The organism is Nocardioides sp. FY1077, from assembly GCF_058681775.1.
The window spans coordinates 1-25,947 of sequence record NZ_JBZWDB010000005.1; the positions used below are offsets into that span (position 1 = coordinate 1).

21 protein-coding genes are annotated in these 25,947 nt (G+C 75.6%); 16 read left to right on the plus strand and 5 right to left on the minus strand.

All coding sequences use genetic code 11. From position 1 onward, the window contains the following. Window positions 1-648: 648 nt before the first annotated feature. Window positions 649-3,591 (plus strand): FG-GAP-like repeat-containing protein, encoded by a 2,943-nt coding sequence (locus AC4OR8_RS17105; protein ID WP_492166809.1) that lies wholly within the window; start codon window positions 649-651, stop codon window positions 3,589-3,591. On the opposite strand, the gene AC4OR8_RS17110 is transcribed toward AC4OR8_RS17105, so the two are convergent. Next, window positions 3,573-4,322: a TIGR03089 family protein gene (locus tag AC4OR8_RS17110; RefSeq protein ID WP_492166810.1), complete on the minus strand. Its 750-nt coding sequence runs from the start codon at window positions 4,320-4,322 to the stop codon at window positions 3,573-3,575. The two genes, AC4OR8_RS17105 and AC4OR8_RS17110, sit on opposite strands and share 19 nt — an antisense overlap. A gap of 44 nt (window positions 4,323-4,366) precedes the next feature. Here AC4OR8_RS17110 and AC4OR8_RS17115 point away from each other — a divergent pair, with 44 nt between their 5' ends. Beyond that, on the plus strand, window positions 4,367-5,485 hold the full coding sequence (locus AC4OR8_RS17115; RefSeq protein ID WP_492166811.1) for a mannose-1-phosphate guanylyltransferase: 1,119 nt from the start codon (window positions 4,367-4,369) through the stop codon (window positions 5,483-5,485). Window positions 5,486-5,517: 32 nt separating this feature from the next. On the opposite strand, the gene AC4OR8_RS17120 is transcribed toward AC4OR8_RS17115, so the two are convergent. From AC4OR8_RS17120 to cofD, 3 genes are all read right to left on the minus strand, one after another. Beyond that, complete coding sequence (locus tag AC4OR8_RS17120; RefSeq protein ID WP_492166812.1) at window positions 5,518-6,264, minus strand: DUF3105 domain-containing protein; 747 nt, start codon at window positions 6,262-6,264, stop codon at window positions 5,518-5,520. Window positions 6,265-6,383: 119 nt separating this feature from the next. Continuing rightward, entirely contained in the window at window positions 6,384-7,397 is a 1,014-nt protein-coding gene (cofE, locus tag AC4OR8_RS17125; RefSeq protein ID WP_492166813.1) for a coenzyme F420-0:L-glutamate ligase, read from the minus strand. Window positions 7,398-7,407: 10 nt separating this feature from the next. Continuing rightward, window positions 7,408-8,445: a 2-phospho-L-lactate transferase gene (cofD, locus tag AC4OR8_RS17130; RefSeq protein WP_492166814.1), complete on the minus strand. Its 1,038-nt coding sequence runs from the start codon at window positions 8,443-8,445 to the stop codon at window positions 7,408-7,410. 284 nt (window positions 8,446-8,729) lie between these two features. Between cofD and AC4OR8_RS17135 the strand changes: the two genes are divergently transcribed. The 3 genes from AC4OR8_RS17135 (at window position 8,730) to AC4OR8_RS17145 (ending at window position 13,349) form a co-directional block, all read left to right on the plus strand. After that, entirely contained in the window at window positions 8,730-8,984 is a 255-nt protein-coding gene (locus AC4OR8_RS17135) for a WhiB family transcriptional regulator (protein WP_492166815.1), read from the plus strand. 94 nt (window positions 8,985-9,078) lie between these two features. Next, window positions 9,079-11,961: a glycosyltransferase family 2 protein gene (locus tag AC4OR8_RS17140; protein ID WP_492166816.1), complete on the plus strand. Its 2,883-nt coding sequence runs from the start codon at window positions 9,079-9,081 to the stop codon at window positions 11,959-11,961. Beyond that, on the plus strand, window positions 11,961-13,349 hold the full coding sequence (locus AC4OR8_RS17145) for a DUF5719 family protein (protein ID WP_492166817.1): 1,389 nt from the start codon (window positions 11,961-11,963) through the stop codon (window positions 13,347-13,349). Before AC4OR8_RS17140 ends, AC4OR8_RS17145 begins: the two co-directional genes overlap by 1 nt. A 53-nt stretch (window positions 13,350-13,402) precedes the next feature. Here AC4OR8_RS17145 and AC4OR8_RS17150 read toward each other — a convergent pair whose 3' ends face one another. Further along, complete coding sequence (locus AC4OR8_RS17150) at window positions 13,403-13,852, minus strand: metallopeptidase family protein (protein WP_492166818.1); 450 nt, start codon at window positions 13,850-13,852, stop codon at window positions 13,403-13,405. A 48-nt stretch (window positions 13,853-13,900) separates the two neighbouring features. On the opposite strand from AC4OR8_RS17150, the gene AC4OR8_RS17155 reads away from it, so the two are divergent. The 11 genes from AC4OR8_RS17155 (at window position 13,901) to hpf (ending at window position 25,893) form a co-directional block, all read left to right on the plus strand. Beyond that, complete coding sequence (locus AC4OR8_RS17155; RefSeq protein WP_492166819.1) at window positions 13,901-14,296, plus strand: DUF3499 domain-containing protein; 396 nt, start codon at window positions 13,901-13,903, stop codon at window positions 14,294-14,296. 78 nt (window positions 14,297-14,374) lie between these two features. Beyond that, window positions 14,375-15,805, plus strand: a complete 1,431-nt coding sequence (locus AC4OR8_RS17160; RefSeq protein WP_492166820.1) for a phosphomannomutase/phosphoglucomutase — start codon at window positions 14,375-14,377, stop codon at window positions 15,803-15,805. Further along, window positions 15,802-15,984 (plus strand): Trm112 family protein, encoded by a 183-nt coding sequence (locus tag AC4OR8_RS17165; protein ID WP_492166821.1) that lies wholly within the window; start codon window positions 15,802-15,804, stop codon window positions 15,982-15,984. The genes AC4OR8_RS17160 and AC4OR8_RS17165 overlap by 4 nt, the downstream gene beginning before the upstream one ends. Next, on the plus strand, window positions 15,981-17,009 hold the full coding sequence (locus AC4OR8_RS17170) for an SIS domain-containing protein (protein WP_492166822.1): 1,029 nt from the start codon (window positions 15,981-15,983) through the stop codon (window positions 17,007-17,009). The genes AC4OR8_RS17165 and AC4OR8_RS17170 overlap by 4 nt, the downstream gene beginning before the upstream one ends. Before the next feature lie 108 nt (window positions 17,010-17,117). Beyond that, the gene (locus tag AC4OR8_RS17175) at window positions 17,118-18,071 is read left to right on the plus strand and encodes a DUF808 domain-containing protein (protein WP_492166823.1); all 954 of its coding nucleotides are present in this window, start codon (window positions 17,118-17,120) and stop codon (window positions 18,069-18,071) included. Window positions 18,072-18,174: 103 nt separating this feature from the next. Beyond that, complete coding sequence (gene ahcY, locus AC4OR8_RS17180) at window positions 18,175-19,644, plus strand: adenosylhomocysteinase (RefSeq protein ID WP_492166824.1); 1,470 nt, start codon at window positions 18,175-18,177, stop codon at window positions 19,642-19,644. A 58-nt stretch (window positions 19,645-19,702) separates the two neighbouring features. Next, window positions 19,703-20,419 carry an MtrAB system response regulator MtrA gene (gene mtrA / locus AC4OR8_RS17185; protein WP_492166825.1) on the plus strand — a complete coding sequence of 239 codons (717 nt, stop codon included), beginning with the start codon at window positions 19,703-19,705 and terminating at the stop codon, window positions 20,417-20,419. A 28-nt stretch (window positions 20,420-20,447) separates the two neighbouring features. Beyond that, window positions 20,448-22,085: an MtrAB system histidine kinase MtrB gene (gene mtrB / locus AC4OR8_RS17190; RefSeq protein WP_492166826.1), complete on the plus strand. Its 1,638-nt coding sequence runs from the start codon at window positions 20,448-20,450 to the stop codon at window positions 22,083-22,085. Further along, window positions 22,082-23,827 carry an LpqB family beta-propeller domain-containing protein gene (locus AC4OR8_RS17195; RefSeq protein WP_492166827.1) on the plus strand — a complete coding sequence of 582 codons (1,746 nt, stop codon included), beginning with the start codon at window positions 22,082-22,084 and terminating at the stop codon, window positions 23,825-23,827. The genes mtrB and AC4OR8_RS17195 overlap by 4 nt, the downstream gene beginning before the upstream one ends. 70 nt (window positions 23,828-23,897) lie before the next feature. Continuing rightward, on the plus strand, window positions 23,898-24,641 hold the full coding sequence (locus tag AC4OR8_RS17200) for a ComF family protein (RefSeq protein ID WP_492166828.1): 744 nt from the start codon (window positions 23,898-23,900) through the stop codon (window positions 24,639-24,641). 592 nt (window positions 24,642-25,233) lie between these two features. Next, entirely contained in the window at window positions 25,234-25,893 is a 660-nt protein-coding gene (hpf, locus tag AC4OR8_RS17205; protein WP_492166829.1) for a ribosome hibernation-promoting factor, HPF/YfiA family, read from the plus strand. The last annotated feature ends 54 nt before the right edge of the window (window positions 25,894-25,947 follow it).

Below are 25,947 nucleotides of genomic sequence, written 5' to 3' on the forward strand. Positions count from 1 at the left end.
GGGGCCCCTCTCGGTGGTCGAGTGCCGAGGAGCGCTAGCGACGAGGTGTATCGAGACCCCGCAACCATCTGCTGGGACTGGCCCGGGGCAGGTCCCGGCGCGGGCTGCGGGGGTTTCGACACGGGCGCCAGCGCGCCCTGCTCAACCAACGATGAGGGGCCGGGCGCTGCGCGCCGTACTCGCCAACGAGCCCCGGCCCGCTTCGGTGGTCGAGTGCCGAGGAGCGCCAGCGACGAGGTGTATCGAGACCACGCAACCATCTGCTGGGGCTGGCCCGGGGCAGGTCCCGGCGCGGGCTGCGGGGGTTTCGACACGGGCGCTAGCGCGCCCTGCTCAACCAACGATGAGGGGCCGCACTGGGGGCCCTGCCGACCAACGATGAGGGGCCGGCGCTGATCGCCCTGCTCGAACAGTGACGTACCGGTCTCCCGAAGTCCAGTACCGAGGATCGTCCGGGGCGGCGGTTGTCACACGCGCCCCACGCGCCACACCGGGCGACGCGCCGAAGGAGTTGACAAAGTCGGAAGTCGTCGGCGTGTCGAGTGGAAATTACAGCGTTGTAGTTACTCACCTTTCCTGGCCGCGCCTCTGTGACGCGTGTGAAAGTTGCGCTCCGTGTGAACTTCCCCGCGCACTGGAGCAGCCCTCATGTCACCCAGCAGGTCCCGTTTCGTCACCGTGTGCCAGCAGCTGCTCGCGCTCGGAGTGGTGCTCGCCGTGCTCACGCCCGCCGCCAGCGTCATCAGCCTCGACGTCGTGCGCGAGGCCCCCGAGGGGACCGCCGCGGCACCCCGCCTGCTGGCCCCGCCCGCCCGCGCCGACCGCACCGACGAGACCGCCCCGGCCGCGTCGACCGGCGCGAGGGCGTACGCCGAGACGGCGCGGACGGCGTCCACGGTGCCGGCCGCACCGGTCGACCCGCAGGTGCGCGAGCACGCCCTCACCCCGCCCGCCGGCGAGGACGACGCACCGACCGCCTCGGCACGCCGGACGACGGCCGGCGGCGGCACCGCCGTGACCAGCGACCCCCAGCCGGTGACCGGGTACGGCGCGGTCGGCGTCACCTGGCAGCACGGCGAGCGCGTGTCGGACGAGGACCTGTCGGTGGTCGTGCGCACCGAGGAGGCCGGCCGCTGGGGGGAGTGGGCCGAGCTGGAGTACCACGAGGAGCACGGACCCGACCCCGACAGCGCCGAGGGCCGGAACGCCCGCCCCGGCACCGACCCGCTGCTCGTCGGCGCGGTCGACCGAGTGCAGGTGCGGGTGCGGCTGAGCCCCGGCACGACCGCCCCCGACGACCTGAGCCTGGCCGTCATCGACCCCGGCACGCCCGCCGAGACCACCAGCGAGCGCGCCGCCCTCGACACCTCCTCGACGGGCGAGGCCACCAGCGGCGAGGCCACCGACGAGGCCACCGACGGCGCGGCCGCAGCGGCAGCCGCCCCGGAGGTCTCGGGCGGGACGGGCGACGCGCTGGCGCTGAGCGCCGCGGCGACCACCACGGCGAAGCCGGTGATCTTCTCGCGCGCCCAGTGGGGTGCCGACGAGCGGATGCGCTCGGCGTCGTCGCTGCGCTACGGCGAGGTGCACGCCGGCTTCGTGCACCACACGGTGAACGCCAACGACTACACGCGCGAGCAGGTGCCGGGCATCATCCGCGGCATCTACGCCTACCACACCCGTTCCCAGGGGTGGTCCGACATCGGCTACAACTACCTCGTCGACCGGTTCGGGCGCATCTGGGAGGGCCGCTGGGGCGGCATCGACCGGGCGGTCGTGGGGGCCCACACCCTCGGCTACAACGACTACTCCTTCGCGATGTCGGCCATCGGCAACTTCGAGGTCGTGAGGCCGTCACCGGCGGTCGTGCAGGCCTACGGCGCGCTCTTCGCCTGGAAGCTCTCGCTGCACGGCGTGGACGCCGCCTCGACGGCCCAGCGCGTGGGGTCGAGGTCGTTCCCCGCCATCAACGGCCACCGCGACGCCGGCTCCACCGCCTGCCCCGGCCGCTACCTCTACGAGCGTCTCGGCGACATCCGCCGCCTCGCTGCCGACGCGCAGGAGGACTTCGACGGACGCCAGCTCGAGTCCGACCTCGCCGGCTCGCCCCACCCCGACGTCGTCGTACGTCGCGCGAGCGACGGCCGGGTGCTGGTGCTGCCCACCGGCGGCCTCAGCCGGCTCGCCGCTCCCCGCCCGCTGGTGGGGGCCTGGGACACCGCGGCCCGCGTGCTCACCTCGCCCGACCTCACCGGCGACGACCACGGCGACCTGGTCGCGGTGGCGGCGAGCGGTGCGGTGTCGGTGCACGCCGGCGACGGCGCCGGCGGCTTCGTGGCGGCCCCCCGCGAGCTGACGGCCTTCACCGGACGCGAGCAGCTCACCGCCGCCGGGGACCTCGACGGCGACGGCCGCGCCGACCTGCTGGCCCGCAACCCCGCCACCGCCCGCCTGGAGGCCCACCTCGGCAACGGCACCGGCGGCTTCCGCCGCGTCGACGCCGGGACCACCGCGGCCGGCCACGCGCTGCTGGTGGCCCCGGGTGACCTCACCGGCGACGGCGTGGTCGACCTGGTGGGTCGCGACGACGACGGCTCGGCGTGGCTGCACCGCGGCACCTCCACCGCGCCCGGCCAGGTCGGCTTCGCCGCCGCCGAGCGCCTGCGCGGCGACTGGTCCCGCTGGGACGTGGTGACCGGCGTCGGCGACTGGAACCGCGACGGCCTCGCCGACCTCCTGGTGCGGCGCACCGGCGGCGCGGGCTTCGTGATGCCGGCCCGCGGCGACGGCACGTTCGGCCACGTGCTCGGCCCGGTCGACCGGGTCACCGGCCTGGGCGACGTCGTCGCCGGCGGCAGCGTGGCCGGTGACACCGCGCCCGACGTGGTGGGCCGCTCACGCGGGCGCTGGGTGCTGCTGGTCAACCCGGGCACCGTCGACACCGCGCCCCTGGTCGACACCGGGCTCAGCCTGCGCGCCGCCGACCTGGTCACCGGAGCCGGCGACTGGGACCGCGACGGCGACGGCGACCTGCTGGTGCGCAACGACGGCGCGCTGGCCGTGCGCCGCGGCGACGGCACGGGTCGCTTCGGCACCCCGGTGCGGATCGCCACCGGCTTCGCGTCGGTGGGGCTGCTCGCGGCGGCCGGCGACGTCACCGGCGACGGCTGGCCCGACCTGATGGGCCAGCCCCGGGGCGGCTCGATGATGATCTACCCCGGCGCCGGGCTCGAGGGGCTGCGCACCGGGTACGTCGCCCGCAGCGCCGTCAGCGCCACCGCGCAGGTGCCGGTGGGGCTGTGGGACGGCGACGGGGCCCCCGACTCCCTCTTCCGCGACGGCGCCACGCTCAGCGTGTGGTCGGGCAACGGCCCCGGCGGGCTCACCGGCTCGCCGCGACGCCTGCCGGTCGACCTCACGCCGTACGACCGGGTGGTGGGCGTCAGCGACGTCGGCCTGACCGGTCACCCCGACCTGGTCGTGCGCGAGCGGGCCACGGGCTACCTGTGGCTGCTGCGCGCCAGCGCGACCGGCTTCGAGAAGCGGCGCTTCCTCGCCGAGGGGCTGGGGGACTACGACCTGGTCGGGTGACGCGCCGTCACGCGCTCGGCGGCCTCGATCGCCTCGAGCCGCGAGGCGTCGGCACCGACGACCAGGACCAGCGAGCCGCCGCGCGCCAGCGGCTCCGCGAACGGGACGACTCCCGGTGGGGAAGCCGGGTTCGTCTCCAGCAGGAGGCGGCCGCCGTCGGGGAGGACGCTCCCCGCGGCGGCCGTCTCCCACAGCTCGCCCTGGGTGCGCTGCTGCTGCGACGACGTCGCGGCGCCGCCCGCCAGGGCGACGTCGTCGTCGCCGGCGGGGTCGAGGGGGATGAACGAGTCGGGCTGCGACCACACGTCGACGCCGACGTCGTGCACGCCGGGCGGCAGCGGCTCGGCGAACCGCACGCCCATCGGACGCAGCGAGCAGGCCAGCACCGGGACGTCGTCGGCGTGGGCGGCCCACCGGGCCAGGCCGTCGGGGCCGCACACCACGGCGTCGCCGGGTCCGTCGCCCTCGAGGTCGACCGCGAGGCCGGCGTTCCAGGCCGCGCCGAGGAACACCGGGCCGAGCCAGTGGGTCGGCAGGTCGAGGCGCAGGGTGTCGCCGCGCTCCAGGCCGTGCTCGTCGACGAGCAGCGACGACGCCTTGGCCACCCAGTTGGCGTACGTCGTGGTCGACAGCTCGACCCGCTCGCCGCTGCGCTCGTCGTAGAAGGTCACCAGCGGGCGGCCGGGGTCGCGGCGCAGCAGGTCGGAGAGCAGCCGGGGAAAGGTCGTCACCCGCCCAGCCTAGGCAGGGCCTGCGGCCCCTAGGGTGTGGCCTCATGAGCGACGCCTCCCTCGACCACTTCTGGGCCGTGGTGCCCGCCGGCGGCGCCGGCACCCGCCTGTGGCCGCTGTCGCGGGCCGCCTCGCCCAAGTTCCTGCGCGACCTGCGCGGCCACGGTCGCTCGCTGCTGCAGGAGACCGTCGACCGGCTCGTCCCGCTGTGCGACGACCGCGTCGTGGTGGTCATCGGCACGGCCCACCGCGACGCCGTGCGCGCGCAGCTGCCGGCGCTGGGGCCCGACGCCGTGCTGGCCGAGCCCAGCGCGCGCGACTCGATGGCCGCCGTCGGGCTGGCCGCGGCGCTGCTGGAGCGCACCGACCCCGCCGCCGTGATGGGCTCCTTCGCCGCCGACCACGTCATCACCGACCCCGAGGGCTTCCGCGACGTCGTACGGACCGCGGTGGCCGTGGCCCGCGACGACTGGCTGGTCACCATCGGCATCGAGCCCACCCACCCGTCGTCGGCGTTCGGGTACGTCGAGCAGGGCGAGCCGCTCGCCGCGCACCCCGGCGCGGCCCGGGTCGCGTCGTTCGTGGAGAAGCCGTCGGTGGAGGTCGCGACGGGCTACCTCGCCACAGGCCTCCACCGCTGGAACGCCGGCATGTTCGTGGTGCGCCCGCGGGTGCTGCTCGACCTGCTGGCCACCTGGCACCCCGAGATGGCGGCCCTGCTCCGGGCGGTCGCCGCCGACCCGGCCACGCTGGAGACCCGCTGGCCCGACCTGCAGCGCATCGCCCTCGACCACGCCGTCGCCGAGCCCGCCGCCGCCGCCGGCCGGGTGGCGGTGGTGCCGGCGTCGTTCGGCTGGGACGACATCGGTGACTTCGACTCCCTCGCCACCCTGCTAAGCCAGCCCGGCACGGACGGCGCCGACGCGGCCGACGACGACGGGGCGGCCGCGCTCGCCGTGCTGGGCGACGCCGCGCTGGTGCAGGCCGTCGACGCCACCGGCCTGGTGGTGACCGGTGACCGGCTGGTGGCGGTGGTGGGGCTCGACGACGTCGTCGTGGTCGACACCCCCGACGCGGTGCTGGTCACCACCCGCGCCCGCGCGCAGGACGTGAAGGCCGTGGTCGCGGCCCTGAAGCAGGCGGGCCGCGCCGACCTGACCTGACCCGACCAGGCCCGGCGCGGGCCCGGTGCGGGTCAGCCGCCGTTGGGCTCGGGGCTGTCGAAGTACGGGTACTCGGTCATGAAGGCGTCGAGCGCGGCGCCGCTGGGAGCGGCGCAGTACTGGAAGGCGCCGACCTGCTTGGTCGTGTCGGTCTCGCCGACCCCACCGGCCGACCAGTGGGTGAACGCGACGTGCTGGCCGTCGGGGAACGCCTCGCCGTCCTCGGCGGTCCAGGGCGCGGCGATGAACTTGTCGCGGAAGTTCTCGTCGCCCTCGTACTTCTCCGCGATGCCGCGGATCTCGCCCATGGCCTCGTCGTCGGCGGCGATCGTCTCGTCGTACCAGAGGACGGTGTAGCCGTGCTCGAGGTTGTGCACCAGCGCCTCGAGCTCGGGGCGGTCGTCGGTGTAGACCTTGCGCTGCATGGAGACCGGGGCGATGCCGGCGACGTTCCAGTGGGCGCCGAACGCCGGGGGCGCGGTGGCGTACTCGACGTTGGTGCCCTCGGGCACGTGGTCCTGGACGCCGTCGGCCTTCTCGGTGGTGATGTCCTCGCACGACGACGCCGGCGCGCCGATCTCGGAGACGGCCAGCTCGTCGTACTCGCGTCCCTGCCAGGCGTCGCGCAGCGGCTGGAAGGCCGCGGCGCCGATGATCACGAGGGCGATGAGGACGCAGACGCCGACGATGGCGAACCCGCGGCGCTTGTCGGCGCCCTTCTGCTGCTTGCGGATCGCGTCGATCTTCGCCTGGCGGTCGGTCTTGGCGGGCTTGGCCACGGTGCGGTGTCCCTCGGCTGATGGTGTGCTGCTGGCGTGTGCTGCTGCTGACGTGCGCGGTGCGCACGCGGCGGCGCGCGGGCGCCCCCACGAGGTGGCGGTGGGCCCGACCGCGGAGTCTACGGACCGCGGGGTCGCAGGCGTGCGACCAGGCCGCGATCGTCACCGACCGGTGACCTGGGCGCGGTGCCCGTGGTGTGAGCACTGCCGTCCACCTGCCAGCCGTGGGCGAAGGCCAGCGCCGCCAGCACCCGCAGGTCGCCGGCGTCGGCGGCGTGGACGACCAGGGCGTCGCCGTCGGGGGCCGGAGCGCTGCCGGTGACGAGCAGCACCGCCTCGGCGAGCTCGTCGGGAGCGGCGGGCGAGCCGAACGGCGCGCGGTCGGCCTCGGCGCCGGTCAGCGCCCGCACCACGGCCTCGCGGGCGCCGTAGCCGAACAGGTCGCCGCCCTCGGGGCGCACCAGCGACGTCGCGCCGGCGCCGTGGTCGCCGGGTGGCAGCACCAGGTCGGCGCGCCCGCGCACGACCGCGACCGGGCGGGCGGCGAGCTTGCCCTGCGCCAGCTCGGCGGCGCCGGCGAGCTCGTCGGCCACCGCGGGCAGCGTCACGGCGAGCTCGTTGCCGTGGCCGTCCACGCGCCCGGCGTGGTCCTCGGCGACCAGCAGGCCGGCGGCGCCGACGGCGATGTCGGTCTGGCCCTCGCGCCAGGCGCGCCCGGCGGTGTCGGTGACCACGACCCCGACGTTGCGCCCCGTGCGGTCGCGCACGCCCTCGCGCAGCGCCCGGGCGGAGGCGTCGGGGTCGAGGGGGAGCAGCACCACCGAGCCCCGCTCCACGTTGGAGGCGTCGATGCCGGCGGCGGCCATCGTCAGCCCGTGGCGCGTGCGCACGATGCGGGTGGGACCGCGGCGGGCCACCACCCGCACCGTCTCCTCGGCCAGCGCGTCCTCGCGCGAGCCGCGGCGCACCCGGCCCTCGGCCTTGCTGACGACCTTGCTGGTCACCACCAGCACGTCGCCGTCGACCAGCTCGACCAGTGGCAGCAGCAGCGCCAGCAGGTCGTCGCCCGCACGCACCTCCGGCACGCCGTCCGGTGCGGTGACCCGCAGCGCGCCGCCGGCCGGCACGCTCACGCCGGTCCGCTCATGCCGAGCCGGCACCGGCAGCCCCGGCCACCCCGCCAGCCCCGGTGACCAGCTCCACCGCCGCGGCGGCCATCGCCGCCGTGGCGTCGTGGTCGGTCATCATCAGCGGCACCGCGCGGGCGGCGAGCCCCGCGGCGCGCAGCGGCTCGACGGCGTCGGCGTCGGCGGTGTCGACGAGCCAGCCGTCGAGCACCCCGCCGTCGCTGCGGGCGCCGTAGTGGAGCCCGACGCCGGCGGCGCTGACCTCGACGCCGATCGCGTCGAGCATCTGCTGGGCCATCCCGCGCACGTGCGCGCCGCCGACGATGGGGGAGAGCCCCACGACCGGGGCCGGGGTGGCGACGAGCGCGTCGCGCACGCCCGGCACGCCGAGCACGGTGCCGAGGGAGACCACGGGGTTCGACGGCGGCAGCACCACGAGGTCGGCGGAGGCGATCGCGTCGAGCACGCCGGGGCCGGGGGTGGAGTCCTCGAGGCCGACGACCACGACGGTCTCGGCCGGCACCTCCGCCCGCATCCGCACCCAGTACTCCTGGAAGTGCACGACACGGCGCCCGCTGGGGGCGTCGGGGTCGGCGACGGCGACGTGGGTCTCCACCCGGTCGTCGGTCATCGGCAGCAGCCGCACGCCGGGTCGCCAGCGCCGGCACAGCGCATCGGTCACCTGCGAGAGCGGGTAGCCGGCGTCGAGCATCTGGGTGCGCACGAGGTGGGTGGCCACGTCGCGGTCGCCGAGGCCGAACCAGGTCGGCTCCACGCCGTACGCCGCCAGCTCGGTGCGCACGCTCCAGGTCTCGTCGCGCCGGCCCCAGCCGCGCTCGAGGTCGATGCCGTCGCCGAGGGTGTACATGACGGTGTCGAGGTCGGGGCACACCTTGAGGCCGTGCACCCACAGGTCGTCGGCGGTGTTGGCGACCACGGTCACCCGGGCGTCGGCGGCGACGCCGGGCAGCGTGCCCGCGGCGATGCCGTGCAGCAGGCCCTGGAGGAACCGGGCGCCGCCCATGCCGCCGGACAGGACGGTGATCTCACGCATGCGCCCACTGTGCCGCATGCCGTGGCCCGTCCGCCGACCGACCGGTCGCGGTGGTCGGCACCGTGACGCGCCGCTAGCGGCCCGGGCGCGGGGGCGCCATGGCCCGTCCGGGCCATGCGGCGGTTCCGGACGGACGCCGCGGGTGCCGCGGACGGTTCCATACCAGAACCGCACTTGACTTCGAGTGCACGACAGGCATGTAATTCCCACAGTGTTGTTCACTGATCAGCCGAACCGGCCCCCAGCCGGCTCGCGGTGACGCACAGGGTCGAAAGGGCGACGACATGAGGGAACTCATCCTCCTCGAAAGCGACGCCGACGAGGCGGGCTGGCAGGAGCGGGCGCTCTGCGCCCAGACCGACCCGGAGGCCTTCTTCCCCGAGAAGGGGGGCTCGACCAGGGAGGCCAAGAAGGTGTGCCTGACCTGCGAGGTGCGCGACGAGTGCCTCGAGTCGGCCCTGATGAACGACGAACGGTTCGGCATCTGGGGCGGCCTCTCCGAGAGGGAGCGGCGCAAGCTCAAGAAGCGCGCAGTGTGAGTGCAGGCCCCGGCCATCGGCCGGGGCCGCTCGCATTTGTCCCGCCCGCCGGCGGATTCGGGGCGGCTGCCCCTGCGGGTTAGGGTCACCGACCGTGTCCGGATCGTCTGCGCCCCGCGTCGCCGCCCTCGTGGTCAGCCACGACGGCGCCCGCTGGCTGCCCGCGGTGATCGACGGGCTGCGCACCCAGACCCGCCCGCTCGACGCCGTGGTGTGCGTCGACACCGCCAGCAAGGACGCCAGCGCCGACCTCCTCGAGGCGGCGTTCGGGCCGGTCCACCGGGCGCCGGGCTCCACGTCCTACCCCGCCGCCGTGGCCCTCGGCCTGACGCAGGTGCCCGCGGGCACCGACTGGGTCTGGCTCCTCCACGACGACGCCAACCCCGCCCCCGACGCGCTCGCGGCCCTGCTCGCCGCCGCCGCGGCGCACCCCGAGGCGGCGCTGCTCGGCCCCAAGCTGCGCGAGTGGCCCTCGCTGCGCCGCCTGCTCGAGGTCGGGGTGACCCTGTCGGGCACCGGACGCCGCGAGACCGGCCTGGAGCGCGGCGAGTACGACCAGGGCCAGCACGACGATCTGCGCCGGGTGCTGGCGGTCAACACCGCCGGCCTGCTCGTGCGGCGCGAGGTGCTCGACGAGCTCGGCGGCCTCGACCCCGCGCTGCCGATGTTCGGCAACGACCTCGACCTCGGCTGGCGCGCCGCCGCGGCGGGCCACCACACGCTCGTCGTCCCCGCCGCCGTGGTGTTCCACGCCGAGGCCGCCCACCGGGGCGTGCGTCGTACCCCGCTGACCGGGCGGCACACCCACTACCAGGAGCGCCGCGCCGCGCTGTGGACGCTCCTGGTCAACTCCGACAGCCGGCTGTGGCTGCTGCAGGCCCTGCGCCTGGCGCTCGGCACGCTGCTGCGGGTGGCCGGCTTCCTGCTGGTGCGCTCGGTGGGCGAGGCCCTCGACGAGCTCGCGGCCCTGGTCAACGTCGCCGCCCGGCCGCGCGAGGTGCTCGCCGCCCGGCGGGCGCGGCGCGCGGCCCGCACCGCCCCCGCCGAGGAGGTGCGCGCGCTGCTGGCGCCGCGCTGGCTGCCCTACCGCCACGGCCTCGACGTCGTCGGCGACCTCGTCGCGGCGCTCACCGACCAGGCCGCCGACGTGGCGGAGCGCCGGCGGGCCGCCGCGGCCGAGCGCGACCCCGCGTCGTTCGCCGCGCGCCGACCGGCCGACGACCCCGACGACCCCGACGGCGACGCGTACGCCGCCGACCCCGGCGTGCTGGTGCGCTTCGTGACCAACCCCGTCGCGCTGGCGCTGGCGCTGCTCGTCGTGCTCGCGGTGGTGGGGGCCCGCGAGGCGTTCGGCACCGTCACCGGCGGCGCGCTGTCGCCGGTGCCGGCGTCGGTGGGCGACTGGTGGGCCCTGCACACCGAGGCCTGGCACCCGCTGGGCCAGGGCACCGCCGTGCCGGCCCCGGCGTACCTGCTGCCGATGGCGCTGCTGGGCACCCTGCTGGGCGGCAGCCCCGCCGCGGCGGTGAGCGCGGTGCTGCTGCTGGCCGTGCCGGTGGCGCTGTGGGGCGCCTGGCGCTTCCTGCGCGTCGCGGGCCGGCTGGTCTCGCCGCGCGGCATGCCGCGCTGGTTGCTGCTGTGGGGATCCGCGGTCTTCGCGCTCGTGCCGGTGGCCAGCGGCGCCTGGGGCGAGGGCCGCCTCGGTCCCGTGGTCGCCGCGGCCACGCTGCCGTGGCTGGCCCACGCCGCCCTGGGCTTCGCCGAGCCCACCGCCGACCGCCGCTGGCGGGCGGCCTGGCGCAGCGGCCTGCTGCTCGCGCTCGTCGCGGCGTTCGCGCCCGTCGTCGTGCTGTTCGCCGCCGCGATGGGTGCCGTGGTGCTGGTGGCCGCGGCCGTCGTCGTGCGCGGGGTGGTGGCCGAGAAGTCGGTGTGGGGACCGCCGCTGACCGCGCTGCTGGTCCCGCTGGTGCTGCTCTGCCCGTGGTGGGTGCCGGCCCTGCGCGAGAGCGCCGGGGAGTCGCTGCTGCTGGAGGCCGGGCGGCTGCCCGTCGCCGGTCTCGACGCCCTCGACCTGCTGGCCGGGCGCACCGGTGACCTGGGCGCGCCGGTGTGGCTGGGCCTGGTGCCGGCCGTGCTCGCCGTGCTGGCGCTGGTGCCGCGGGCCACCCGGGTGCCGGTGCTGGTGTGCTGGCTCGGCGCCGCCGTGGCCGCCGTGCTCACCACCGCCCTCGCACCGCTCACCCTCGACCTCGCCGTCACCGCCAGCCCTGCCGGCCTCGGGGTGCTCGTGGTGGTGCTGCAGGGCGCGTTCGTCACCGCCACCGTCCTGGGCGCGACGGGGGCGCTGGGCTCCGGGCACGACCGCGCGCCGACGCTGGTGCGCCGCGGCGTCGCCGCGCTCGCGGTGGTGGCCTCGCTGGTGCCGCTGGCCACGCTGGGCTGGTACGTCGCCGGCCCCGACGACGCGCTCGCCGACACCGCCGCCACCGACGTGCCGGCCTACATGGTGCAGCGCTCCGAGCTCGGTCCCGAGCACGGCATCCTCGTGGTGCGCGGCGACGTCGAGGGGGGCCTCACCTACACCGTGCGCCGTGGCGACGGCGTCACCCTCGGCGAGGACGAGGTGATCGCGCTCGGCCCCGCCGACGACGACCTGACCGCGCTGGTCGGCGAGCTCACCTCCCGGCCCGGCCCCGCCGTCGTCGACGACCTCGCCGCCAGCGGCATCGAGTACGTCGTGCTGCCCGCCCCTGCCGACGGCGACGTGGCAGCCGGTCTCGACGCCACCGGCGGGCTGGTGCAGGCCAGCGCAGAAGACCGCGACACCCGCGCCTGGCAGGTCGGGCGCGAGCTCGACCCCGACGCGCTCGACGGGCCGGGGTCGTGGCTGCGCACCGTGCTGCTGGTCGTGCAGGGGCTCGCGCTGCTCCTCGTGCTGCTGCTGTGCGTCCCGTCGCGCGAGAGGAGACGCACCTGATGTCCGGACGCCGATCCGAGCAGGTCACCGGCAGCCGGGTGACCCCCACCGTGGTGATGGCCGTCGTGCTGCCGCTGGTGCTGCTCCTCGCCGCGCTGCTGCTCCACCGTGCCGACCCCGCCGACCCCGCCGACCCCGCCGCGTCAGGCGGGGCCACCGCGCCGACCACCGCCGACCTCGCCCGCAGCACCGTGGTGTGCCCGCGCGCCGACGGCGGCGAGGTGCGGGTCGCCAGCGACGCGGGCGCCACCGGCGAGGTGGATGCCGGGGGAGACCCCGTGCAGGTGGGCCGCGGCACGACCGCGCTGCTCGACGTCGACGGCGTGACCGAGGTGACCGCGCGCGACGACCTCGCCCCCGGCCTGGTGGCCGGGCGCGCCGTGCCCGGCGCCGCCAGCGCCCTCGACTGCCCGCCCACCTCCTCCGACCAGTGGTTCACCGGGGTCGGCGCGGGCGGCTCCCACACCTCCGTGCTGGAGCTGCACAACCCCGACGGCGGGCCGGCGGTGGCCGACGTCGAGGTGCTGAGCCAGTCGGGCCCCCTCGACGCCGAGCGCCTGCGCGGCGTGGCGGTGCCGTCGGGCGGCACCCTGCGCCTCGACCTCGCCGAGCTGGTCCCGCGCCGCGAGGAGCTCGCCCTGCGGGTCACCACCGACCGCGGCCGGGTGGCCGCGACGCTGGTCGACCGGGTCGAGGCGGTTCCCGGCGGTGCCGCCACCGAGTGGCTGCCGTCCCAGGACGAGCCGCGCACCGACAACCTGATGATGGGGGTGCCCCCCGGCGAGGGCCGGCGCACCCTGGCGGTGGCCAACCCCGGTGACGACGCCGCCCGGGTGCAGCTGCGCCTGGTGACCGAGCAGTCGGTCTTCGAGCCGCAGGACGTGCCGGAGGTCGTCGTCGACCCCGGCAGCGTCAAGGTGGTCTCGGTCGCCGCGCTGCTGGGTTCCCCGGCCGCCGAGGGCACCCTCGGCGTGCAGGTGACCTCCTCGGAGGCGGTGACCGCGACGCTGCGCTCCTCGGTCGACGGCGACCTCGCCGAGACCGTGCCCGGCCAGGACGTCACCGCGCCCACCCTGCTCACCGTGCCCCCGACCACCACCGGCGAGACCTCGCTGGTGCTCGGCGGGGCGACGGCGTCGGGCGTCGTGGAGGTGCAGGCCTGGGACGCCGACGGCACCGAGCTGGGCCCGCAGCGGGTCGAGGTCGGCCCCGACCGAGGCCTGGCCGTCGACGTGCCGCCGCGGGCGGTGCTGGTGCGGGTCGAGCCGCGGCGCACGTCGGTCGTGGGCGCGCTGGTGCAGCAGGGCCCCGACGGCGCCGTCGTCGTGCCGCTGCGCGAGCTGGTGCGCAGCGCGCTGGTGCCGGCCGTGCGCCCCGGGCTGCCCTGACCCCCGAGATCCGTCGGGCGTGGATCCGTCGGGCGCGGCTCCGTCGGGCGCGCTCAGTCGGTGGGGTAGCGCGGGTCGACCTCGGCGGCGTCGATGCCCAGCAGCTCGGCGACCTGCTCGACCACCACGGCGAGCACCAGTGCCTCGAGCTCGGTGCGGTCCTCGGCGCGGTGCTCGATGGGCCGGCGGAACACCACCAGGCGGGTGGGCTCGCCCCCGGTGCCCGGCACCAGCGCGGAGAGCGGCACGGTGGTGGAGTGCCAGTCGTCCGGCACCTGGGGAGCGTCCTCCACGGCGTACTCGACGAGCCCGAGGCGGTGCTGCCACCGCGCGTCGACCTCGGTGACCACGTCGACGACGAGCTGGTCGAAGCGCTCGCGGCGGGTGCGCACCGCGACCGTGCCGGGACGCGACGGCATCACGCCGGGACCGCGCATCCCGCGCCCGCGACGGTCGCGCCGGCGGGGGCGCCGGGGCTCGGACGGCGGCGGCTCGGACGGCATGGGGCGAGCCTAAGCGCCGGTGCCGGGAGCGCGGGGTAGCGTCGCCGCGTGACCTCCGCCCGCCGCTGCTCCCGCACCGCCTGCGGCCGGCCCGCCGTCATGACGCTGACCTACGTGTACGCCGACCAGACCGCCGTCCTCGGCCCGCTCGCGACCTACGCCGAGCCGCACGCCTACGACCTGTGCGAGGCCCACAGCGAGCGGCTCTCGGCGCCCCGCGGTTGGGAGGTGCTGCGGCTGAAGCGCGACCCCGTCGACCGCGGGCCCTCCAACGACGACCTGCTCGCCCTGGCCGACGCCGTGCGCGAGGCCGCCCGGCCCGCGCCGCGCCGCCCCGCCGGCGACCCCGTCACCGGCGCCGCGTCGGGTCAGCCGCCGGTGCCGGGCGGCAGCCGCGAGACCGGCCGCAAGGGGCACCTGCGCGTCCTCACCAGCGACGGCTGAGCGCTGCCCACCGCGCGGCGGTGGTCCAGCGCGACGGCGGGTGCGCCCCGGGGGCGCGGCACCACTACGCTCTGGGCCATGTCACAGACCCTGGGTGCCGACAACGTCGGCGCGGTCTTCAAGGCCTACGACGTGCGCGGCACGGTGCCCGACCAGCTCGACGAGGAGTTCTCGCGAGCGGTGGGCCGCGCGTTCGTCGAGGTGGTCGGCACCGGCACCGTGGTGGTGGGCCACGACATGCGGCCCAGCTCGCCCGGCATGGCCGGGGCGTTCGCGGAGGGCGCCACCGAGGCCGGCGCCGACGTGGTGCTGATCGGCCTGGCCTCCACCGACCAGCTCTACTTCGCCTCGGGCCACCTCGCCCACCCCGGCGTGATGTTCACCGCCAGCCACAACCCGGCGCAGTACAACGGCATCAAGATGTGCCGCGCCCTGGCCTCGCCGATCGGCCTCGACACCGGGCTGGCCGAGATCCGCGACCGCGTGGTCGCGGCCGCCGCCGACGCGGCCGACACCCCGGCCGGCGCAGTGGGCGACGCCCTGACCGCCCCCACCGGGTCGCTCAGCGAGCACGACGTGCTCGAGGCGTACGCCGCCCACCTGCTCACCCTGGCACCCGTGCCGGCGGGGGTGCGGGGACGTCCGCTGAAGGTCGTGGTCGACGCCGGCAGCGGCATGGCCGGCCACACCGCGCCCGCGGTCTTCGAGCGGCTCGGCCCCGACGTGGCCGAGCTCGTGGCGATGTACTTCGACCTCGACGGGTCCTTCCCCCACCACGAGGCCAACCCCATCGACCCCGACAACCTGCGCGACCTGCAGGCGCGGGTGCTGGCCGAGGGGGCCGACGTGGGCCTGGCCTTCGACGGCGACGCCGACCGCTGCTTCCTGGTCGACGAGCTCGGGCAGGCGGTGTCGCCGTCCACGCTCACCGCGCTGATCGCCGCCCGCCACCTCGCCGACGAGCCCGGCGCCACCGTCATCCACAACCTGATCACCAGCCGGGCGGTGCCCGAGATCGTCACCGAGCTCGGCGGCGTGCCGGTGCGCACCCGGGTGGGCCACTCCTTCATCAAGGCCAGGATGGCCGAGACCGACGCCGTCTTCGGCGGCGAGCACAGCGGCCACTTCTACTTCCGCGACTTCTGGCGCGCCGACTCCGGCATGCTCGCCGCGCTGCACGTGCTGGCCGCGCTCGCCGCGTCGCCCGCCCCGCTCTCGCAGCTGCTGGCGCAGTACGAGCGCTACCCGGTCAGCGGCGAGATCAACTCCGTGGTGGCCGACCACCACGGCACCGTCGCGGCGATCGAGGCGGCGTACGCCTCGCAGCCCGGCGTGACCACCGACCACCTCGACGGGCTCACCGTGTCGCACGCCGACTGGACGTTCAACGTGCGCCCGTCGAACACCGAGCCGCTGCTGCGGCTCAACGCCGAAGGCAGGGACGAGGAGACCATGAGCGCGATCCGCGACGAGGTGCTGGGCCTGATCCGCGGCGGGAGCGTCGGATGAACCTCGATCCCGCCCTGCTCGCGATCATCGTGTGCCCGGCCTGCCGCAGCGAGCTCGTCGAGACGCCCGCCACGGCGCCCGGCGGCACCGACGAGCTGGTGTGCCAGGGCTGCGGCCTGGCCTACCCCGTGCGCGACGACATCCCCGTGCTCCTGGTCGACGAGGCGCGCCACCCGTGAGCTGGTTCGACGAGTCCCGCCTCGACGACGACGCCGCCCTGTCCACCGCCGACCTGCGCCTGCGCGGGCTGGCGGAGTCGGGCTCGCGGGTGCGGCGCGAGGCCGGCGCGGCCGCCGAGTCGCTGGAGGAGGCCGTGGTGCGCAGCCAGGACCTCTCCCGTCCCCGGGCGGTCATCGCGGCCGGCCCCGACTCCCGGCTGCTGCGCGCCGTGCTCGAGCCGTGGTGCCCGGTGCCGTTCGTGGCGTGGCCCGGGCCCTCGCTTCCCGGCTGGGCCGGCAGCCTCGACCTCGTCGTCGTGCTCGCCCCCGACGGCACCGACTCCGGCACCAAGTCGGCCATCGCCGAGGCCGTGCGCCGCGGCTGCCAGGTCGTCGTGGCGTGTGCGCCCGGCTCCAGCGTCGCGGAGCACGCCGCCGGGCGGTGGAGCACCATCCTGCCGGTGCAGACGACCGACCAGCTCGCCATCGCGGTGGTGATGCTCAGCTACCTCGACCGCGTGGGCCTCGGCCCCCGCGCCGACGCCGACAGCGTCGCGGAGGCCCTCGACGCGGTGGCGATCGCGTCGTCGCCGCAGCGTGACATCGCGGTCAACCCCGCCAAGATGCTGGCCATCGCCCTGGCCGACGCCAACCCGGTGGTGTGGGGCGGCTCCGTGCTCGCCGCCCGGGCCGCGCGCCGCCTGGCGGAGTCGCTGCGCCGCGCCACCGGTCGCAACGCGCTGGCCGGCGACGTCGAGCAGCTGCTGCCGGTGATCGAGGCGGCGCGGGCTCGCGACGTGTTCGTCGACCCCTTCGCCGACGGCGGGGGAGAGCTGCGCCCGATGTTGATCATCCTCGACGACGGCGCCGACGACCCGCTGGTCGGCGAGCAGCGCACCCGGCTGGTCACCGCCGCCGACGCCCGCGGAGTGCGGGTCGAGACGGTGACCAACGAGGCCACCACCGAGGTCGCCCGCTACGCCTCGCTGCTGCTCAGCGGCAGCTACGCCGCGGAGTACCTGCGCCTCGGCCTCGTCGACGACTGACCCGACCGCTGCGTCCGACGTCTAGGCTGGTCTCGTGCCGACACCCCGCAGTGCCCAGCCCCCGACCGCCCGCCGCCTCGCGGTGACGACGGCCCCGGCGGTGCGCCGGTGAGCGCCGGCCTGTTCGCGCTGCTCGACGACGTCGCCGTCCTGGCCCGCCTGGCCGCGGCCTCGGTCGACGACGTCGGCGCGGCTGCCGGTCGCGCCAGCATGAAGGCCGCCGGTGTGGTCGTCGACGACACCGCGGTGACCCCGCAGTACGTGCACGGCGTGGCCGCCGAGCGCGAGCTGCCGATCATCCGCAAGATCGCGATCGGCTCGCTGCGCAACAAGCTGCTGATCATCCTGCCCGCGGCGCTGGTGCTGTCGCAGTGGCTGCCGTGGCTGCTGACCCCCATCCTCATGCTGGGCGGCACGTTCCTGGCCTACGAGGGCGCGGAGAAGGTCTGGGAGAAGGTCAGCGGCCACGGCGGTCACCAGCACGCGGCGGTGGCCGCGGCGGAGACGTCGTCGGAGGAGGCCGAGAAGGCCATGGTCTCCGGTGCCATCCGCACCGACCTGATCCTCTCGGCGGAGATCATGGTGATCTCGCTGAACGAGGTCGCCGCCGAGGGCTTCGTCTCGCGCGCCCTGATCCTCGTCGTGGTGGCCATCGGCATCACCGCGCTCGTCTACGGCGTGGTCGCGCTGATCGTGAAGACCGACGACATCGGCGTCAGCCTCACCCAGCGCTCCTCGGCGCTGGCCCAGCGCGTCGGCCACGGCCTGGTGCGCGGCATGCCGAAGCTGCTGACGGTCATCTCGGTGGTCGGCACGGCCGCAATGCTGTGGGTGGGCGGCCACATCCTGCTGGTCGGCGTCGACGACCTCGGCTGGCACGCGCCGTACGACCTGGTGCACCACCTGGAGGAGGGCGTGCACGACGCGCTGGGCGCCGTGGGCGCGGTCGCCGGCTGGCTGGTCAACACCGTGGCCTCCGCGATCGTGGGGCTGCTGGTCGGGGCCGTGGTGGTCGCGGTGCTGCACGTGCTGCCCCTCCACCGCCTCCGCGGCAATTCCTGAATCAGGGAGCCTGCGACCTAGGCTGGCGGCGTCCGCGTGGGAGATCCCGACGATGCGCAGATGCGCGACGCAGACCTGCTCCACACCTCCTGAGGAGACACCGATGGACACCCCTGACTTCAAGGTCGCCGACCTTTCCCTGGCTGACTACGGCCGCACCGAGATCCAGCTCGCCGAGCACGAGATGCCCGGCCTGATGGCGATGCGCGAGCGCTACGGCGCCGACAAGCCGCTCGCCGGCGCCCGGATCACCGGCTCGCTGCACATGACGATCCAGACCGCCGTGCTCATCGAGACGCTGGTGGCGCTGGGCGCGGAGGTCCGCTGGGCCTCCTGCAACATCTTCTCCACCCAGGACCACGCGGCGGCCGCGATCGCCGTGGGCCCCACCGGCACCCCCGAGGACCCCCAGGGCGTCCCGGTGTACGCGTGGAAGGGCGAGACGCTCGAGGAGTACTGGTGGTGCACGCAGCAGGTGCTGCAGTGGCCCGCCGGCGCCGACGGCCAGCCCCGCCACGCCAACATGATCCTCGACGACGGCGGCGACGCCACCCTGCTCGTGCACCTCGGCGTCGAGGCCGAGAAGTCCGGCCAGGCGCCCGACCCCGCCACGGCCACCAGCGCCGAGCAGCGCATCATCTTCGAGGTGCTCGGCGCCAGCCTGGCCGAGAGCCAGGACCGCTGGACCCAGGTCGCCGGCGCGATCAAGGGCGTCACCGAGGAGACCACCACGGGGGTGCTCCGCCTCTACGACATGATGCGCGAGGGCTCGCTGCTCTTCCCGGCGATCAACGTCAACGACTCGGTCACCAAGTCGAAGTTCGACAACAAGTACGGCTGCCGCCACAGCCTCGTCGACGGCATCAACCGCGCCACCGACGTCCTCATCGGCGGCAAGGTCGCGGTCATCTGCGGCTACGGCGACGTCGGCAAGGGCTCCGCGGAGTCGCTGTGCGGCCAGGGCGCCCGCGTCATCGTCACCGAGATCGACCCCATCTGCGCGCTGCAGGCGGCGATGGACGGCTACCAGGTCGCCACCCTCGACGACGTCGTCGCCACCGCCGACATCATCATCACCGCGACCGGCAACAAGGACGTGGTGACCGTCGAGCAGATGTCGCGGATGAAGCACAACGCGATCCTCGGCAACATCGGCCACTTCGACAACGAGATCGACATCGCCGGCCTCGAGGCCTTCGACGGCGTCGTGCGCAAGAACGTGAAGCCGCAGGTCGACGTGTGGACCTTCCCGGCCACCGGCGAGCGCGACGAGCACGCCATCATCCTGCTCTCGGAGGGTCGCCTGATGAACCTGGGCAACGCCACCGGTCACCCGAGCTTCGTGATGTCGAACTCCTTCACCAACCAGGTGCTGGCCCAGATCGAGCTGTTCACCAAGCCCGAGGAGTACCCCGTCGGGGTCTACGTGCTGCCCAAGCACCTCGACGAGGAGGTCGCCCGGCTCCACCTCGGCGCCCTCGGCGTCCGGCTCACGACGCTCAGCGACAGCCAGGCCGCCTACCTCGGCGTCGACGTCGCGGGTCCGTACAAGTCGGAGCAGTACCGCTACTGAGGTCCGGGCGTGGGCCGGTGCGCCGGCCCACGCTCGCCCCAGGGTGCAAGATGGTCGCATGAGCCAGGCAGTGCCGAGCCCGAGCGAGTACGCCACGAAGGGTCGCGTGCTCGTCGTGGACGACGACGCCTCCCTGGCGGAGATGCTCACCATCGTGCTGCGCCAGGAGGGCTTCGACAGCCGCATGTGCACCCGCGGCGACCTGGCGATGGACGAGTTCCGCGACTACCGGCCCGACCTGGTGCTGCTCGACCTGATGCTGCCCGGCAAGGACGGCATCGACGTGTGCAAGGAGATCCGCGCCGAGTCCGGCGTCCCGATCGTCATGCTCACCGCCAAGGGCGACACCGTCGACATCGTCGTCGGGCTCGAGTCGGGCGCCGACGACTACGTCGTGAAGCCGTTCAAGCCCAAGGAGCTGGTGGCCCGCATCCGCGCGCGGGTGCGTCGCTTCGACGCCACCTCGCAGGCCGAGACCCTCGACATCGGCGACCTGTCCATCGACGTCGCCGGGCACGCCGTGGCCCGCGGCGGCGAGCCGATCAGCCTCACCCCGCTCGAGTTCGACCTGCTGGTGTGCCTGGCCCGCAAGCCGTGGCAGGTGTTCACCCGCGAGGTGCTGCTCGAGCAGGTCTGGGGCTACCGCCACGCCGCGGACACCCGGCTGGTCAACGTGCACGTGCAGCGCCTGCGGTCGAAGGTGGAGCACGACCCGGAGAACCCCGAGGTCGTGGTGACGGTGCGCGGCGTGGGCTACAAGGCCGGCACCGCCTAGCGGTGGGGTGCACCGTGCTGGTCCTCCCGTGCTGAACGTGCGCGTGCCGGCGGCCTCCCGGCTGTCGGTGTCGCTGCGGCGCGCGCTGACCTTCTGGCGCCGCTCCATCCAGGCCCGCGTCGTGGCCGAGACGCTGCTGCTCTCGGCGGTGGTCGTCGGGGTCGTCGGGTGGCTGCTGCTGCAGCAGACCCGCGACGGCCTGCTCGACAACCGCGTCGACGCGGTGCTGGCCGAGGTCGGCAGCGAGACCGACGAGGCCGACGCCCGGCTGCAGGCCGCGATCAGCCTCAACCTCGACGCGGTCGGCCAGCAGCGCGACCTGGTGCAGCCGATCATCGCCCGCGGCGACACCCGCGGGTTCGCGGTGGTGCTGGCGGGGCCCGTCGACGGGAGCGCCGACCCGGCGTCGGCGGGCGCGACGTACACGCCGTGGCTCGACCGGCAGAGCGTGCCCGACACGCTGGTGCAGCACTTCGAGTCGAGCTCGCGGATGGCCTGGACCTACACCGACGTCGGCCGCCTCGACGAGCGCGGGTCGCTGGTCTCCAGCGAGCCGGGCATCGTGGTGGGCTCGCAGGTGCGCCTGCCCGCCGACGGCGAGGCCTACACGCTCTACTTCCTCTTCCCGCTCGCCGAGGAGGACGAGACGCTGGCGCTGGTGACCCGCGCGCTGCTCACCGCCGGCGTGCTGCTGCTGGTGCTGGTGGCCGGGGTGGCGTGGCTGGTGACCCGCCAGGTGGTGACCCCGATCCGGCTCGCGCGCCGGGTCGCCGAGCGGCTGGCCGCCGGACGGCTCCAGGAGCGGCTGCGGGTGAGCGGGGAGGACGACCTGGCGCGGCTGGCGTCGTCGTTCAACCAGATGGCCTCCAACCTGCAGCGCCAGATCCGCCAGCTCGAGGAGCTGAGCCGGGTGCAGCGCCGCTTCGTCTCCGACGTCTCCCACGAGCTGCGCACCCCGCTGACCACCGTGCGGATGGCCGGCGACGTGCTGCACGACGCCCGCGGCGGCTTCGACCCGGTGACCGCACGCTCCGCCGAGCTGCTGCAGAAGGAGCTCGACCGCTTCGAGACCCTGCTGGCCGACCTGCTCGAGATCAGCCGCTTCGACGCCGGCGCGGCGGTGCTCGACCTCGAGGACGTCGACCTCGTCGCGGTGGCCCACCGCGTCGTCGACGCCACCCGCCCGCTGGCCGACCAGCGCGACGTCACCCTGGTCGTCGAGGCCGCGGACGAGCCCTGCCTGGCCGAGGTCGACGTACGACGCATCGAGCGGGTCGTGCGCAACCTGGTCACCAACGCCATCGACCACGCCGGCCCCGAGCGCCCGGGTGGGCCGGTGGAGGTGGTGCTGCGGGTGGCCACCGACGGCGAGGCCAGCGCGGTCGCGGTGCGCGACCACGGCGTGGGCCTGGCGCCGGGGGAGTCGGCCATGGTGTTCAACCGCTTCTGGCGCGCCGACCCCGCCCGGGCCCGCACCAGCGGCGGCACCGGGCTGGGGCTCTCGATCTCGCTGGAGGACACCCACCTGCACGGCGGGTGGCTGCAGGCGTGGGGCCGCCCCGGAGAGGGCGCGCAGTTCCGCCTCACGCTGCCGCGCCACGCGGGCCGCTCCCTGCACCGCAGCCCGATCGTGCTGATCCCCGACGACGCCGTGGAGACGGTGTGACCCGCCGGGGCGCGCGACCCCTCGCCGCGGCGCTGGGCGCCTGCCTGCTCGGCGGCGGGTGCGTCTCGATGCCCGACGAGGGGCCGGTCGTGGAGACCGGGACGGGTCAGTCGAGCGACGACGTCGGCACCGCACCGGCCATCGACCCGCCGGCCCCCACCCCGGGAGCGTCGTCGGTGGAGGTCGTGCAGGGCTTCCTCGCCGCGATGCAGGCCAGCCCGATCGACACCCGCGCCGCCGAGCAGTTCCTGACCACGCAGGCGGCCTCGTCGTGGAACCCGCAGCGGGCCACGATCACCTACGACGACAACCAGCTGCCGACCGGCAGCAGCCGCGTCTCCGTCGGCCTCACCGGCGCCGCCCTGCTCGACGCCCGCGGCGCCTGGCAGGGCCGGCTGTCGGCGCAGGAGTCGGTGCTGGAGTTCACCCTCGAGGTGCAGGACGGCGAGCTGCGCCTCAGCGACCCGCCCGACGCGCTCGTCGTCCCCGACAGCTGGTTCGACCAGCGCTTCCGGCAGGTGTCGCTCTACTTCTTCGACAGCGAGGCGAAGGTGCTCGTGCCCGAGCCCGTCTACGCCCCGGTCGACGACTCCTTCGCCAGCTCGCTGGTCGAGGGCCTCGTCGAGGGCCCGGGGCAGGGGTCGCGCGGGGTCACCCGCACCTTCTTCCCGCCCGGCCTGGAGGTCGACCTCTCGGTGCCGGTCTCCGACGAGGGGGTCGCCCAGGTGTCGCTCACCGGCCCGGCCACCCCGCCGGTGACCGGCCCGGAGACCGAGCTGGTGCTCGCGCAGCTGGCCTGGACGCTGCGCCAGGGCGCCGGGATCGAGGCGGTCGAGCTGCGGCTGAACGGCGAGCCGGTCACGCTGCCGGGCGGCGACGGCCGGTTCAGCGTGACCGAGGGGGCGTCGTACGCGCCCACCGGGTTCCAGGCCAGCTCGCTGGTCTACGGCCTGCGCGACGGCCTCCTGGTCTCCGGCACCCCCGACACCCTCGAGCCGGTGGACGGTCCCCTCGGCTCGCGCGTGGCCGGGGTGCGCTCGGTGGCGGTCAACCTCACCGCCACCACCGCCGCCGCGGTCACCGACAGCGGCACGGCGCTGGTCACCGCGCCCGTGCGGGGCGCCGACGCCGAGGTGGAGCGCGTCGTGGAGGGCGCCCGCGACCTGCTCACCCCGGCCTGGGACCACGGTGACCGCACGTGGCTCGTCGACCGGAGGGCCGCGGGCGCCGCGGTGTCCTACCTCCAGGGGCGCCGGCGCGTCGACGTGCGGGCCCCGGGCATCAGCGGGCGCCGGGTCAGCGACTTCCTCGTCTCGCGCGACGGGACCCGGTTCGTGGCGGTGGTGCGCACGGCCGGCGGGGACCGGGTGCTCGTCTCCCGCGTCCTGCGCGACGACCGCGGTCGCATCCTGCGCCTGGGCCGCCCGGTGGTCGTCGACGCCGACGAGGGCACCCGCGGCCGGGTGCTCGACGTCGCCTGGCGCACCCCGACCAGCCTGGCCGTGCTGGAGCGGCTCAGCGCCACCAGCGCCGAGGTCGGCACCGTCGGCGTCGACGGCTCACCCGCCGGTCCCGACGGCGTGTCGACGACGCTCACCGGCGCCACCGCCCTGGTCGGCTCGCCGGTGCCCGAGGAGGTCCTCTACGCCGTCACCCGCGACGGCCTGGTCGACCTCACCGGCCTGCCGGGCTCGGCCCGCCCGACCACCGACGGCGTGCGCTCCCTCGACTACGTGGGCTGACCCGCCGGCTCCTCCACAGGTGGGCCCGGCGTCGGTTGCCCCGGTCGGGCACGGCTGGTGCGATCGGCGGGTGCAGCTGCGCGACGCCGTCACCGACCTGCTGCTCGGCAGCACCTGCGTGGGGTGCGCGCGCCCGGGACGGCTGCTGTGCGACGCCTGCCGGGCGGCGCTGCCCGCCGCGGCCGCACCGGCCGGCCCCACCCCGCCCCCGCCGGGCCTCGCGCCGTGCTGGGCGGCGGCGCCGTACGCCGACGTCGTGCGGGCGCTGGTGCTCAATCACAAGGAGCGCCGGCTGCTCGCCCTGGGCGCGCCGCTGTCGCACCTGCTCGCCCTCGCCGTCGCGGCGTGCCTGGCCGGCACAGTGCCGCCGCGGGGTGCGGGGGAGCGGCCCGACGTCGTGCTGGTGCCGGTGCCGTCGCGCCCGTCGTCGGTGCGGGCGCGGGGGCACGACCCCACGCTGGCGATGACCCGTGGGGCGGCCCGGCTGCTCGCCGCCGACGGGCGACGGGTCACCGTGGCCCGGCTGCTGCGCACCCGGCCCGGGCTGCTCGACCAGTCGGGCCTCGACGCCGAGGCCCGGGCGGCCAACCTCGCGGGCTCGCTCACCTGCCCGACGCCGGGGCTGCGGCGCCTCGGACCCGGACGCCGGGTGCTCACCGTGGTCTGCGACGACGTGCTGACCACGGGCGCCACCGCCCGCGAGGCGCAGCGGGCGCTGGAGGCGGTGGGGCTGCGGGTCGCCGGCGTGGCCGCGGTCGCCGCCACCGTGCGGCGCACCCCGGCCCGCACCCCGCCTGCCGGCTCCGGTGGGTGAACGGCGGTGGTCCGGCGGTGGTCGCCGCGGTGGCGAAGAAGTTCCTGAGCGACACCCCCGTCCCTTTCGTCACGCGGCCACCTCCCCTATCGTCTCGTCATGGAGTCCGCCCGGGTCCGTGGTTGCGTCGTGACGACGCTCCGGCGAGTCCGGACGCGTCAGCGGCAAGCCGATGCCAGTCGCAGGCGAAACGGTCCACGTAAGGCCACGACCGGGGGCTCGCCCCCGGCTCGGGGTCGATCACGGTGCGGCTTAGAGGTAAGTCCTGCCTCGGCCCGGTCGTCAGATGCGACCGGCGCCGGGAGAAGGCCGGTAGTGGCAGAGAAGCTGCGGGAGCCTCAGCAGGCGGTTGTGGGGTCGAAGACCAGGTCGGCCGGGCGGACTCCTTCCCCGGGCCGCGGGCCCGCCCCCCACGTGTGGCCTGCGCGGCGCCGGGTGGCCGCCTGCCCCCAGGAGGTCGCGACCGGCAGCTGAGCGACCCGAGCCACCCCGGCCGAGCGCCACCGCGCGCGCCGCCGAGCCGGCCCCCAATCCGCACTGCGCACCACCGAGCAACACCAACGGCACGCCTCGCGTGCACAAGGAGGTTCACATGGAAGTTGTGGTCACCGGACGGAACTGCGAGATCAAGGACGGGTTCCGCACCCACGTCTCCGAGAAGCTCTCCCGACTCGAGAAGCACGACCACCGCATCATGCGGGTGCACGTCGAGGTGGACTGCGAGGTCAACCCGCGCCAGCACGACCGTGGCGTGCACGTCGAGCTCACCGCGTTCTCCAAGGGCCCGGTGATCCGCGCCGAGGCGGCCGCCGACGACAAGATGGGCGCCCTCGACCTCGCTGTCGACAAGATGGCCGCCCAGATGCGTCGCGCCGCCGACCGCCGCCGCGTCCACCGCGGCCGGCACGCCCCGGTCTCCGTGGGCCAGGCCCTCGCCGACGTCGACCCCGAGCTGCTGGTCGGCGGTGCCGACGGGGCCAGCGGGGCCGACGGGGGAGACGCTGCCACCGACGACGGTGTCGAGGAGCGGCAGGTGGGCCCGATCGCGGTCACCGGCGACGGCCCGCTGGTGGTGCGCGAGAAGACCCACCCGGCCAGCCCGATGACCCTCGACCAGGCGCTCTACGAGATGGAGCTCGTGGGCCACGACTTCTACCTCTTCGTCGACAAGGACAGCGACCGTCCGGCCGTGGTCTACCGCCGCCGCGGCTACGACTACGGCGTGATCTCGCTCGACCTCGGCGAGGCCTGACCCTCGCCCTCCCGCCCCGGGGCCCGGTACGCCGGACCCCGGGGCGGCGTCGTG

Coding starts and splice junctions, on each gene's coding strand:
- AC4OR8_RS17105 (WP_492166809.1), top strand. CDS start 649: ATGTCACCCAGCAGGTCCCGTTTCGTCACCGTGTGCCAGCAGCTGCTC.
- AC4OR8_RS17115 (WP_492166811.1), top strand. CDS start 4,367: ATGAGCGACGCCTCCCTCGACCACTTCTGGGCCGTGGTGCCCGCCGGC.
- cofD (WP_492166814.1), bottom strand. CDS start 8,445: ATGCGTGAGATCACCGTCCTGTCCGGCGGCATGGGCGGCGCCCGGTTC.
- AC4OR8_RS17135 (WP_492166815.1), top strand. CDS start 8,730: ATGAGGGAACTCATCCTCCTCGAAAGCGACGCCGACGAGGCGGGCTGG.
- AC4OR8_RS17145 (WP_492166817.1), top strand. CDS start 11,961: ATGTCCGGACGCCGATCCGAGCAGGTCACCGGCAGCCGGGTGACCCCC.
- AC4OR8_RS17150 (WP_492166818.1), bottom strand. CDS start 13,852: ATGCCGTCCGAGCCGCCGCCGTCCGAGCCCCGGCGCCCCCGCCGGCGC.
- AC4OR8_RS17160 (WP_492166820.1), top strand. CDS start 14,375: ATGTCACAGACCCTGGGTGCCGACAACGTCGGCGCGGTCTTCAAGGCC.
- AC4OR8_RS17165 (WP_492166821.1), top strand. CDS start 15,802: ATGAACCTCGATCCCGCCCTGCTCGCGATCATCGTGTGCCCGGCCTGC.
- ahcY (WP_492166824.1), top strand. CDS start 18,175: ATGGACACCCCTGACTTCAAGGTCGCCGACCTTTCCCTGGCTGACTAC.
- mtrA (WP_492166825.1), top strand. CDS start 19,703: ATGAGCCAGGCAGTGCCGAGCCCGAGCGAGTACGCCACGAAGGGTCGC.
- hpf (WP_492166829.1), top strand. CDS start 25,234: ATGGAAGTTGTGGTCACCGGACGGAACTGCGAGATCAAGGACGGGTTC.